The sequence below is a fragment of the Paraglaciecola sp. 20A4 genome (assembly GCF_011378905.1).
In the GTDB taxonomy this organism is placed as follows: domain Bacteria; phylum Pseudomonadota; class Gammaproteobacteria; order Enterobacterales; family Alteromonadaceae; genus Paraglaciecola.
On sequence record NZ_WTPY01000007.1, the window covers coordinates 42634 to 55810 of the forward strand.

Consider the following 13177-nt stretch of genomic DNA (forward strand, 5'->3'; position numbering starts at 1 on the left):
TCATACGAAGCTCTGTATCCAAAGAGTTTATCAATGGTCTGCAAGTCAAATACCTTAAAAATATTGCCAAACATATGAATATGGAAATTGACATTATTCCAATGCCTTTTGCACGACGAATTAGGGAGTTCCGTCAAGGAAATTTAGATATGTTGGTTGGGTTGCAACGTGAGAATGGCAAACAGGACGAAGTGGTTTATATCACCCCAAGTTACGAAACCCTAAGACATACCTTTTTTATTCTTAAAAAGAATGTAGATGGGCTACAGAGTTTTGCAGACTTAAAGACCATGAGTATTGGCGTTACCCGCAACGCAAAATATTTTGACAGGTTTAACCAAGAGTCAGACCTGATAATGGTTCCTGTATCGACCCTAAAACAAAAGATAGAGTTATTGGAAAAAGGAAGAATTAATACATTTGTTCATTTTCAAGAAAGTGCACTACCCCAGATTATTAAAATGGGCCTGCAAAAAGATATTGTTCTAGCGAAATACCAACCTATCGAAGTGAATAGCTATTATGTGACTATAAGCCAAAATTCGCCGCTTATTAGCAAAAAATACCTGTTTGAGTCGGCGGTTAGAGCCGCTATCGCCAATCATGAATTTGCGACTATTCGTCGTGAACACTATGCGTTAAAACGCGACTAAAATTGAATGGCGACGTTTATCACTAACCATTAGCAAATAACACCAAATCTAGTTTGAAAATAGAAAAGTGTATTTATGCTTATCGTTTTAACTTTGATTTGACCTTATTAACTAGTCAAGAACGTTAGCCTGAACGAAGTAAACCAAGGGGTTAATTTGACTGCTTAGTCAATCGCTCTTCGCACAGCAACACACGTTGCACCTCGCTTTAGCTAGATAAAGTGTAGCAAGGCAACACACCGCCAATAGATTTAATTATGCACCGTAGCTTAACGATGATTTCGCTATACCACCGTATGCAGCATTAGATACTAATTTCGACCGGCATATTTTCTTGTTTACGCTGAATATGGCGCAGGCGCAATCCAAGCAATATTGCCGCTGACGTTAATCCACAGATAAAGCCAATCCAGAAACCGGCTGGTGCCATCCGCGGCACAATCCAATCGGTTAATGCTAAAATGCAGCCTATTGTCATGCCTATTACCCAATAGGAAATAAAGCTTAAATAGAACATGGCGGCAGTGTCTTTATAACCCCGCAGTGCGGTAGCTGATACCACTTGAATTGCGTCTGAAAATTGAAATAGTGCGGCTAACATCATTAGCCCAGCGGCCATGTTGATAACCTCAGCGTTATTACTATAAAGCTCGCCAATGTGGACTCTGGCAAGATAGGTCATGGTTGCGGTTAATGTGGCAGTGGTTAAACCCATGAGCAAAGCTGCACGGGTAGCCATTTTTGCTTGCAGCGGCTTATTCTCGCCTAACAGGTGACTGACACGAATACTGGTTGCCATGCCTAGGCTAAGAGGTAACATAAACATCAACGATGAGAAGTTCAGAGCGACCTGATGGGCTGCTACTATCGTAGAGCCAAAAGGAGCAAGCAGAATAGCGACCACTGTAAAAAGTGTCACTTCAAATAATATAGTTAACGCGATAGGTAAGCCGAGTTTTAAACTAGCCCAGATGTCATGCATATTTGGCGCAAAAATACGAGTGTACAAAGCGTACTGTTGTAGCTTTTTAGAGTTAAGGGTGTAAATCCAAGTGGCAAACATCATGGCTACAAATACTAAACCTGTTGCAATTCCACAACCGGCTCCGCCGAATGCCGGTACACCAAATTTTCCGTAAATAAACACATAGTTAGCCGGTATATTTACCAACAAACCAATAATCATAATAATCATGCTGGGCTTAGTGATAGATAAGCCCTCACAGACATTTCTAAGCACTTGATACAAAGCAAAGGCGGGCATTGAGTAAAGCACAAAGCGTACGTAGTCAACTGTAATGGTACGCAGTTCAGGCTCCATATCTATCATCGAAAAGAGAAACGTTAAAAACGAGCTCAGCACAAGCGCGAGCACAGCGAAAAATAGCGTCAACCACATCACCTGATAACTGGCATTGGCAACTTTATCAACCTGTTTTGCCCCATTAAAGCGGGAAATAATCGGCGGCAAGGCGAGGGTTAGACCTTGGATAAAAACCAACATCGGCATAGTAAAGCTAAAGCCTATGGCAACGGCCGCCATATCGGTGGCTGAAAAACGCCCAGCCATAATGGTGTCTGAAACGCCCATTAATGTTTGGGTTACTTGGGCAATCAATAACGGCCAAGCCAAATGGGCTAAAGCTTTGAATTCTATTTTTAGGGTCACTTAATAAGCCAATGAAGTAAAAGGTTGTATTTGCACTGTGCTACCTTGTTCGATGCTGCCAGTGTCTTGGGGAAGAACGATATAGCAATTAGCGTGGGCAATGCTACTCATTACACCTGAGCCTTGCTTGCCATTTGGACTAACAAATAGCTCGCCATTGCTATCAAGGCGGTAAATACCACGTTGATAATCGGCTCTACCGGGCGCTTTGCGTATGTCACAATCTGCGGTGGCATTCAGTAAAAGGGTAGGGCGACGCGTTTGGCCACTTAACGTTTCAAGTACGGGTTTGACTAGCTGCTCAAAGGTTACGTAAGAGGATACTGGATTGCCGGGCAACCCACAAAACCACGCTTGACTAAGCTTACCAAAGGCAAACGGTTTACCCGGTTTAATGGCAACTTTCCAAAAATTGACGCTACCTAATGCCTGTAATACGTCTTTCACATAGTCGGCATCGCCCACTGAAACCCCACCACATGACAACACGATATCGCAGCGAGTGTCAGCATCAGCAAACGTCTGCTTTAAACTGTCGAGCTTGTCTTGGACAATACCAAAATCAATGACATTGGCGCCAAACTCTTGCAACATTGCATGCAGCGCATAGCGATTACTTTCGTATATTTGGCCTGCCTTTAACGGTTCGCCTGGTGATACCAATTCATCTCCTGTGGCAATCAAACCCACGTTTAATTTCCGTACCACCAAAACATTGGCAATACCGACCGACGCCAACAAAGACAAATGTGATGGTAGTAAGCGAGTGCCTTTTTTAAGCACAACCGCACCTTGGCATATATCTTCGCCTGCTTTGCGCACGCTGTTGCCCAACTTGGGACGCTGGGTGAATTGGATTATTTTTGCTTGCTGCTTGTTAGTGTCCGCCACTGATACACGTTCAGTGGTGTTTTCTTGCATCACGACAGCGTCTGCACCAGTTGGAATAATGGCGCCAGTCATAATGCGCACGCACTGACCTTTACTGACTGCTCCTTCAAATGGAATACCGGCAAAAGCGCTACCAATTAATTCTAAGGTGTCATTTTCTTGTAAATCGGCGGCAACCATGGCGTAACCATCCATAGCGGAGTTGTCACTAGGCGGTACATTTACCTTAGAAATAACATCTTCAGCCAAAATTCGACCGCGCCCGCACATAAGACTACATTGTTCATAATCTTTAACGGCAGAAATAGCACCGCGCATCGCATTTAGCGCTTGCGATATAGGTAACAAACCAGGGGTGTCGCAACTGACTATCATAAAATAAGGCTACTCAATCGAAAAATAACTTAGCTACCCACAATGTTACTGACAAGGGGCACACAACGAAAGTCTAAATGTGAAATAAATACGGCGTTTTTTGTGTGAAAAAATGTCTTATAAAACCAGTGGTTACTCTGATGTCTAGGGATTAGCTTAAGGTGGGTTGGAACAGACAGTGCAAGCGGGATTTTTAGGAATTGAAAAACGATGAAATTGCAGTGATTTGGCATCAAATAGTTGTAAAATGCCGTTAAGTAGTTCGCCGGTGCCAGTCAATAGCTTCATGGCTTCTAATGCTTGCATGCTGCCAATCACGCCGACCAGCGGTGGAATAACGCCAGCTTCGACGCAGCTCAGTTGCTGTTCTGGGAAAACATAGCTCAAACATTGATAGCATGGGCCATTTTGATCCATAAGGTAGGTGCTAATCTGCCCTTCAAATCGAATAGCTGCACCGCTAATAAGAGGCACTTTATGAGTAAAACACAAAGCGTTGATTTGTTGGCGTGTCGCCAAATTGTCGCTGCAGTCTAAAACAACGTTGTGCTGGGCAATTTGCTGACTCAATGCGTTATCGTCTAAACGTTGGGCAAATGTGTTAATTACGCACAGACTATTATTGCTATTAAGCGTGGCTTTAGCTGAATTAACTTTTTTTATTCCTACGTCGTGCTCGTGATGTAGCACTTGTCGGTGTAAATTAGATAATTCAACCACATCGTCGTCGACCAGTGTAACTTCACCAATACCTGCACTGACAACATATTGCGCTGCTGCGCAACCTAGTCCACCCACGCCAATAATTAATACCTTCGCTGCCATAAGTGCCTCTTGACCATCAAGATCAATATCAGGCAGTAAAATCTGCCTTGCGTAGCGCAGGGCAAGTTCTTTGGTAATGGTAGGGGGCATAATATCCTGTCGGTTTTAGTAGGAGTATATTGGTTAGATTATAGTTTTTCGATACTATAACCTTGAGTTTTTAATTGCGTTAATACGCTGTCTTCCCCGGCTAAATGCATCGCGCCAACCATAATAAATTCAACTTCAGCTGTTTTGAGCATATCTTCTATTTGTGGCATCCAGTTTGCGTTGCGCGTGACCAGTAAATCTTGGTAAATTTGCCCGTAATCTGCCTTAAATGGCACAATGCTAATTTCTGCCATTTTCTGCATATCACCTTCGCGCCAACTGGTGCGCATGTCAGCAATTATGGCGGGCATTTTGGTAATATCACGCAGGGTATAGTCGATTAAAGCATCGTTATCGTTGCCCCCCATATTAGCCAAAAATCCCAATTGTTCGTCTGGCGTTTCAAGCCATTTAATAGCTTTACTCTCTTGTGAAGCTTTGTCTGCATAGAACTGGTCGACTCCTTCACTGGTAAAACCAAGACCTTGGAGTTCAATCACGCTCAAGGTGATACTGATAAGGCTCGGCTTCATTGCAGCCATTTGAGCAATGGGAATTCCACGCTCGCTAAGATGCGCTTCAAGTTTCGCGTAACTGTTAGCTGACAAATCATCTTCTAATGAGCGACCGTCGGTGTACGTCATCATACCAAGCATTTTTTGTTGAAATGCAGCGCTTTTAAGCGCTGCCATATCTGTTTCAAATACAAGGGTTGATGCCTTTTGATAGGCGATATTGTATTCGTTTGGTAGCGGATAATCTTCGGGCGCAAGAATATGAATGGTGCCGCCTATGAATAAGCTATTTTCACCTGAGGTGACTTTCCATACGGATGCCGCATCAACGGTTGCGGTGAACATGGATGTCGCGGCTATTAATGTCAGTGAGAGTGAGCGAAATAGTGACATAATGAGGTGTCTTCCTTTGCATGAGAGTAGGCAGATGGTTTTGAGTACCAACCGTTAAAGCTGCGGAGGTAGACAGGGGTAACAAATTCGTTAATACAATAGTGTGCCGTTTTTGGCTACACAAGGGAAACAAAAATACTGGCTTGTGGCCTGTTTGTTCAAACAAGCAGCATTTCGTGGGCCGAAGACGACAACCCCTGCATTTATTGGTGTCTGCCCGTAAGTTAATAAACCCTACCCAGAATAGGATTGGCAGCACTTATTTGTAAAAGTAGCTTTTACTGTTGGCGTTAATATTACCGTGTGGCTTATACACCTTAAATTGATAAACGTTATCATCTATTGAAATGCCTAAGGCTTGCTCCAATTTCGACATTTTGCACCACATTAACGCACGGTATATTCACTAATTTAATTCTCAAATTATAACCTTATGATTTACAAGGGTTAAATTGTTGGCCGTGATCCTGCATTAGTTTTTGTACACTAACCGGATATTATCCGCGTTCTAAAATTTATGTGATGTGTTAGCAATAGCGTTTAACACGGAACAGGCAAAGAAGCCCACTTTGATTGAACTCATCAATCTCGTGGGCTTTTTTTATAGGCAAAATTTAGTTGAGCAAATTCATCGACCAGGGGATCAACATGTCAGCAAATACAATAAACATAGTCGTGGTAGGAAATGGAATGGTAGGGCATCATTTTGTTGAACAGATCACCAGCCATGGAAAAACCGACAATGCAGTAACCTATAACGTGACTGTGTTATCGGCAGAGCCTCGATTAGCTTATGACAGGGTACATCTCTCTGAATATTTCTCAGGCAAAACGGCTGATGATTTAGCGTTAACCACTCCTGAACAATATGAAGCCCTTGGGGTTGATTTTCATCTTGATGCTGCTGTAGTCGATATTGATAAACAAGCGAAATTAGTTAAAACCAAGTCTGGGCAAACCTTTGCTTATGACAAGTTGATAATGGCTACCGGCTCGTACCCATTTGTGCCTCCAATTGAAGGCAACGATCAGCCTCATTGTTTAGTCTATCGAACCATCGAAGATTTAGAAGATATCAGTGCCTCATCAAAAGTCAGTAAAACGGGCGTGGTAGTGGGCGGTGGTCTATTAGGCTTAGAAGCGGCGAATGCCCTTCGCGAAGCGGGCCTTGAAACCCACGTGGTGGAATTTGCTCCACAATTAATGGCTGTGCAGGTTGATACAGGCGGTGGGCGCTTATTAAAAGATAAAATTGAGTCACTTGGGGTAAAAGTGCATACCCAAAAAGCGACCCAACGTATTGAAGCGGGGCAAACGAGTCGCTATCGCATGTGTTTTGCTGATGGCGATTTCCTTGAAACCGATATGATTTTGTTCTCTGCAGGTATTCGCCCTCAAGATACTTTGGCGCGTCAATATGATTTAACCATTGGTGAACGTGGTGGCATCGTAGTGAATAATCACTGTTTAACCTCTGATCCGCATATTTATGCTATTGGTGAATGTGCTTTATGGAATAACTTTATATTTGGTCTCGTTGCTCCTGGCTACACCATGGCCCGTGCTGCTGCAAGTCACATCACTGGTGGTGACGTTGAATTTCTAGGCGCTGACATGAGTACTAAACTCAAATTGATGGGTGTAGAAGTAGGATCAATTGGCGATGCTCATGGACGTATACCCGGGGCTCAGACTTACATCTACGAAAACCAGCCCGATGGCGTGTATAAAAAAATAGTTGTTAATCACGAGCAAAGTGTATTGCTTGGTGCTGTGTTAGTTGGCGATACCAGCGACTATGACACGTTATTACAATATGCCTTAAACGGAATTGATTTACCTGAGCACCCTGAAAGCCTTATTTTACCTGCATCTGGCGATGCACCTGCGGGGTTAGGGGCTGATGCCTTACCGGACACGGCAACTATATGTTCATGCCACAACGTATCAAAAGGCGACATAATTGCTGCCTTCGATGGCGGCGCTTGTGACTTATCCGCTATTAAATCATGCACTAAAGCCAGCACAGGTTGCGGCGGTTGCTCTGCACTATTAAAAACCGTGGTCGATAGCGAGCTTGAAAAACGCGGCGTTGAAGTGAAAAAAGATATTTGTGAACACTTTGCTTATTCACGCCAAGAGCTTTATCACATGGTTAAGGTTGGAAAAATCACAACATTCGACGGCTTAATCGAAAAACACGGTCACGGTTTAGGGTGCGAAATTTGTAAACCCGCAGTGGGCTCTATAATGGCGTCAGTGTGGAATGATTTTGTGTTAGAAAAACCGCATGTAGCATTGCAAGACACCAATGATACTTACCTTGGTAATATGCAAAAAAACGGTACCTATTCTGTGGTACCACGTATCGCTGGCGGCGAAATTACCCCAGACAAATTAATTGTGCTTGGCCAAGTGGCTAAAAAATACAACTTATATACCAAGGTAACAGGTGGTCAGCGTATCGATTTATTTGGTGCGCGAGTTGAACAGTTACCCCCGATCTGGGAGGCGCTTATCGCGGCCGGATTTGAAACAGGTCATGCTTATGCGAAATCTTTGCGTACCGTGAAATCATGTGTGGGCAGCACGTGGTGTCGTTACGGCGTACAAGACTCTGTGGGCAAAGCGATTGATCTAGAAAATCGTTACAAAGGCCTTCGCGCACCACACAAAATAAAATTTGGTGTGTCAGGTTGTACCCGCGAGTGTGCTGAAGCGCAAAGCAAAGATATTGGCATAATTGCGACAGAAAATGGCTGGAATTTATACGTCTGTGGTAACGGCGGTATGAAACCGCGCCACGGAGACTTATTCGCTACCGATTTAGATGACGCCACGCTAGTGAAATATATCGACCGAGTATTGATGTTTTATGTGGCAACTGCCGACCGTTTACAACGTACCTCAGTATGGTTAGAAAACCTCGAGGGTGGTTTAGCGTATCTTCAGGACGTAGTGATCAATGATTCTCTGGGTTTGTGCGAAGAGTTAGAGCAACAAATGCAGCACATTGAAGATACTTATCAATGTGAATGGAAAACAGCTATCGAAAGTGAATCATCACGTAAACGATTCCGTCAATTTGTAAACAGTGACGAAAGTGACAAACAAGTCGTATTTGTGCAAGAGCGTGAGCAAATTCGCCCGGCCACAGAATCTGAGCTTGAAGCGTTGGCGTCTGAGTCAAAAGGCACACAAGAAATAATCGATGTTGAGTTGGTGTAAGGAGTAATTTATGAGCGAAGCTAAAAATTGGACCGATATTTGTAATCTTGATGATTTAGTCGATAACTCTGGGGTCTGTGCCCTTATAAGTGGTAAACAGGTCGCTATCTTTAAAATTAAGCAACAAGGTGAATCACACTTTTATGCCATAAGTAATTGGGATCCTATCGGCAAAGCGAACGTCCTTTATCGTGGACTGATTGGCTCAGTCGCCGACAAAACGGTGGTTATTTCTCCTTTGTATAAACAGCGTTATTGCTTAACAAGCGGTGAATGCTTGGATGACGATCTACAGCACGTAGATGTATTTGGTGTGCGTGTTGAAGGCAGCAAGGTACAACTGGCTGTTGCCTAGTATTCATACTAATGCTTGTCAGTACGCTTAGGCGATAGCGCAATGTTGCGCTATTCATCCTCAGTTTATTGGGCTAAGGCCGTTTAGTCGGAACTTTCGATTTGGCTTTCTTCAGCACAGCAAAACCACGTTATTCAAATATGCAAAAGGCCATCGCCATGACAGACAAAATGCCTCTATCTCAACTTGTTAGCGCCGTGAAAGCCGTGCCTGATAGCCATGGAACATGCTCACGGCTAAGCACCACAACGTGTCCCTATTGTGGGGTTGGTTGTGGTGTAGACGTGACCACTGAAATACGTGGCACAGCTCAGCAATTAGTGAGTGTGCAGGGCACCGCGAGTCACCCGGCTAACTTTGGTCGCTTATGTGTTAAAGGCAGTAAACTTGCTGAAACGAACGGGCTTGATGGACGTTTGCTTACGCCACAAATTAAAGGCAGTACAGTCACATGGCCTGAAGCCATCAATACTGTGGCCGATAAATTTGCCGATGTGATCAAGCAACATGGACCCGACGCCGTAGCATTCTACGTATCAGGTCAACTCTTGACCGAAGATTATTATGTAGCGAACAAGTTGATGAAAGGCTATATCGGTAGCGCGAACATCGATACTAATTCACGTCTTTGTATGTCGTCTGCGGTTGCTGCATATAAGCGGGCATTTGGTGCAGATACCGTACCCTGTTGTTACGAAGACTTAGAACAAACAGAATTGTTGGTGTTAGTCGGTTCAAATGCAGCTTGGACCCATCCGGTATTATTTCAGCGCATTGAACGCGCCAAAAAGATAAATCCAAATATGCGATTAGTGTTTATCGATCCTCGTCGCACGGCAAGTTGCGAAGCGGGCGATTTACATTTAGCCATTAAACCGGGTACTGATGTCGCCTTATTTAATGGTTTATTACGTTATTTGGCTAATAATAATGGCCTAGACAGTGATTATATTCGTTCATTTACTGAGGGTTTCGACACTACGCTTGAGGCTTGCGATCACTGGACCCTTGAGGCCGTTACGCAGTATTGCGATATAAATATCGCTGATGTTGAGCAATTTTACCAATTGTTTGCCAACAGCACGTCTGCGCTGAGTTTTTACTCTATGGGCGTGAATCAATCAACCAGTGGTGTTGATAAAGCTAACGCGATTATTAACTGTCATTTAGCCAGTGGTAATATTGGACGTGAAGGGTGTGGTCCGTTTTCGATTACGGGGCAGCCAAATGCGATGGGCGGACGAGAAGTAGGGGGCTTAGCCAACATGCTGGCCTGTCACATGGATATCAATAATGCAGAACACCGCACGTTGGTGCAAAATTATTGGCAGTCACCCAGTATTCCCACTCAGGTCGGGCTTAAAGCGGTAGACCTTTTTGATGCTATCGAGCAAGGTAAAATAAAAGCCATTTGGATCATGGCGACCAATCCCATGGTCAGCATGCCTAACCGCCATAAAATTAAAGCTGCATTGGCAAAATGTGAAATGGTTGTGGTATCAGATTGCGTCGCCAACAACGATACCATTGCGCTGGCTGATGTTGTGTTACCCGCCACTGGTTGGTCAGAGAAGAACGGCACAGTAACCAATTCAGAGCGAAGAATATCGCGTCAACGTGGTTTTTTACCATCTGCGGGTGAAGCTCGTCATGATTGGAGAATCATGTGTGATGTGGCTATTGCCATGGGATTTGATACTGGGTTCAACTTCACCGATCCCAGTGAAATATTTGCAGAATATTGCGGTTTAACCGCCGAAAAAAATAACAATACCCGCGATTTAGATTTATCGGGTTTGTGTGGATTAACCCAAACCCAATACGACAACTTATTACCCGTGCAATGGCCAGTGAACGCGGCAAACCCGAACGGGGTGAAACGTATGTTTAGCGATGGTCGTTATTTTACCCCCAGTAAAAAGGCACAGTTTATTGCCCTTGAGTCCCGCGTTCCCGAGCAACAGACGAGTAGCGAGTTTCCCTATGTGTTAAATAGTGGTCGGGTACGTGACCAGTGGCATACTATGACGCGCACAGGAACCAGTTCCGATCTTACTAGTCATATCGGTTATGCCACGCTAAGCATGCACTCAAGCGATGCGACTAAGTTGGGCGTTGAAAATGGCGATTTATTGGCGCTTTCATCCGCGCTAAATACTAGCTTGAGCCAAGTAATGTTACCTGTTCAAATTGACGATGGGCAACGTCCAGGGGATTTCTTTGCTCCTATCCATTGGAGCGAGCAAAATACCTCAGCAGCCAATATAAGTTACCTATTTACGGATGCAAACGACGCTATTTCAGGTCAACCTGAATTAAAACATGCAGCTATTAACGTCAGCAAAGCGTTATTTTTACACCACGGCCAAGTTTTTATTGCAAATGATATTAAAGAGCGTGTGTCAGTTATCGCGAAATTATGTGCTGAAGTAGACTATTGGCGGTTGAACAAAATCGCGGGTGGCGAGATGTTAACGTTTGCCACCGGCCGCATTAAATTGTCGGAGCATACTATTGATGCAGATAGCGAAAAAACAGTGGGGGTGGCTGAAGAAAATATTCCGGTATTAATCTTAAAAGATCTTATGCAACAAGCATGCAGTCAACAATACAGTTGGGCAGTACATCAATCAGGCACCCAGCAAGGCTTATACGCTTTGCATAACGACGCCTTACAGTTAGCGGCATTTTGTGCGCTTCAGCCTATTGATATAAACACTCTATGGCTCAGTGCTTTACATGAAGCAGAAAGCTTAAAAATTGAGCAGAAAAGTGCATTGTTACGTGCAGAGCCTGATGAGCAGTTTAATCAGGGACGCTTAATATGTAGCTGTTTTAAAGTCGGGATTAACCCGATTATTGAGCAGATTGAGCAAGGGTGTACCAGCGTTGATGCCATGGGCGAAAAATTAAAATGCGGAACCAACTGCGGCTCATGCAAAAGTGAGTTGCAACAACTGATCAACGAGTATGGCCGAATTGATGCTAGCACCATAACCATCGATGGCTCTGAGGTCGCCCCGTTAAATATTGATGCCCAAACCAAAACAGACAAATCTAGTCAACATAGCGGTGAGCGTATTGCCGTGGAGGTCATACTATGAATATATCGTTAAGCGTTTTTTCTCCTCTCAATTTATTAGTACCACAGGGATTAAGTCAGTTTGTTAGCCACGTACTAAAATTTAGTACTAAAGGCGACGTGGCAAATCGTGAGTCGTTAAATAGACTAGATAAGTTAACGCATGGATACACGCCATCCAATGCTAAGCTTTATGGCCACAAAGGCCCCCACCAAAACGGCCATGTGCATTTAATTGGTTCAGGGCCTGGAGATGCAGAGTTACTTACCTTAAAAGCGTATCGCCTATTACAGAGTGTTGATGTGGTCATGTATGACTGGTTAGTTAACCCGGAAATACTTGATATGATCCCAGCTCATGTCGAGCGCCGCTTCGTGGGTAAAAAATGTGGTCAGCACAGCATGACACAAGTGCAAATCAGCGAGCTGTTGGTTAGCGTGGCCAAGCAAGGAAAGTCTATTGCGCGCTTAAAAGGCGGCGACCCTGCTATTTTTGCTCGGGCCGCCGAAGAGTGTGAAATGCTAACGCAACATCAAATACCGTTCAGTATTGTACCGGGAATCACCGCTGCATCAGGCGCATCTGCCTATGCCGGGATCCCATTAACCCATAGAGATTGTGCCCAGTCAGTACGCTTTATTACCGCCCATTTAAAAGATCCTGCTTTACAGCCAGATTGGCAAAGCTTGGTTAGTGGTGCGATGCCCGATGAGCAAGGCAAAAACGCTGAAACGTTGGTATTTTATATGGGACTAAGACGCATTAAATCGATTATGCAGCAGTTACAACAACACGGTTTACCCATGGATATGCCGGTAGCGATTATTGATAAAGCCACAAGTACTGAGCAACAAGTATGCATAGGACATGTAAAAAACATTGCTCAGCGATTAGAAAGTCGCCAATTTACCGGGCCTGCACTGATAATTGTGGGAGAAGTGGTAAGTAAGCGTCAGCGAGTGGTTTCGTATCACCAACAAGACAGTTTACAATGCTCTGAACATTATTTAGCGGCGCACTCTGCTTAGGACACCTTGTACTTAGGTCTGCCATTGGTACGTTGCGCCATATTATTTATGGGCAACGTAGCCTACAGGCAA

At 44.1% G+C, this 13177-nt stretch carries 9 protein-coding genes; 5 read left to right on the top strand and 4 right to left on the bottom strand.

All coding sequences use genetic code 11. The annotated features are described in order from the left end of the window. The first annotated feature begins 29 nt into the window (after positions 1 to 29). Positions 30 to 653, top strand: a complete 624-nt coding sequence (locus GQS54_RS09585; RefSeq protein ID WP_166423881.1) for a transporter substrate-binding domain-containing protein — start codon at positions 30 to 32, stop codon at positions 651 to 653. Between the two features lie 304 nt (positions 654 to 957). On the opposite strand, the gene GQS54_RS09590 is transcribed toward GQS54_RS09585, so the two are convergent. From GQS54_RS09590 to GQS54_RS09605, 4 genes are all read right to left on the bottom strand, one after another. Next, positions 958 to 2322 (bottom strand): MATE family efflux transporter, encoded by a 1365-nt coding sequence (locus tag GQS54_RS09590; RefSeq protein ID WP_166423782.1) that lies wholly within the window; start codon positions 2320 to 2322, stop codon positions 958 to 960. Next, positions 2323 to 3588 carry a gephyrin-like molybdotransferase Glp gene (glp, locus tag GQS54_RS09595; RefSeq protein WP_166423783.1) on the bottom strand — a complete coding sequence of 422 codons (1266 nt, stop codon included), beginning with the start codon at positions 3586 to 3588 and terminating at the stop codon, positions 2323 to 2325. Positions 3589 to 3744: 156 nt separating this feature from the next. Beyond that, complete coding sequence (locus GQS54_RS09600) at positions 3745 to 4503, bottom strand: molybdopterin-synthase adenylyltransferase MoeB (RefSeq protein WP_166423784.1); 759 nt, start codon at positions 4501 to 4503, stop codon at positions 3745 to 3747. A 38-nt stretch (positions 4504 to 4541) separates the two neighbouring features. Beyond that, positions 4542 to 5411, bottom strand: a complete 870-nt coding sequence (locus GQS54_RS09605) for a TraB/GumN family protein (RefSeq protein WP_166423785.1) — start codon at positions 5409 to 5411, stop codon at positions 4542 to 4544. Between the two features lie 648 nt (positions 5412 to 6059). Between GQS54_RS09605 and nirB the strand changes: the two genes are divergently transcribed. The 4 genes from nirB (at position 6060) to cobA (ending at position 13105) form a co-directional block, all read left to right on the top strand. Then, positions 6060 to 8639: a nitrite reductase large subunit NirB gene (nirB, locus tag GQS54_RS09610; RefSeq protein WP_166423786.1), complete on the top strand. Its 2580-nt coding sequence runs from the start codon at positions 6060 to 6062 to the stop codon at positions 8637 to 8639. Positions 8640 to 8649: 10 nt separating this feature from the next. After that, positions 8650 to 8994: a nitrite reductase small subunit NirD gene (gene nirD, locus GQS54_RS09615; RefSeq protein ID WP_166423787.1), complete on the top strand. Its 345-nt coding sequence runs from the start codon at positions 8650 to 8652 to the stop codon at positions 8992 to 8994. Positions 8995 to 9152: 158 nt separating this feature from the next. Beyond that, complete coding sequence (locus GQS54_RS09620; RefSeq protein WP_166423788.1) at positions 9153 to 12098, top strand: nitrate reductase; 2946 nt, start codon at positions 9153 to 9155, stop codon at positions 12096 to 12098. Continuing rightward, positions 12095 to 13105, top strand: coding sequence for a uroporphyrinogen-III C-methyltransferase (gene cobA / locus GQS54_RS09625; protein WP_166423789.1), 1011 nt, complete (start codon positions 12095 to 12097; stop codon positions 13103 to 13105). Before GQS54_RS09620 ends, cobA begins: the two co-directional genes overlap by 4 nt. The last annotated feature ends 72 nt before the right edge of the window (positions 13106 to 13177 follow it).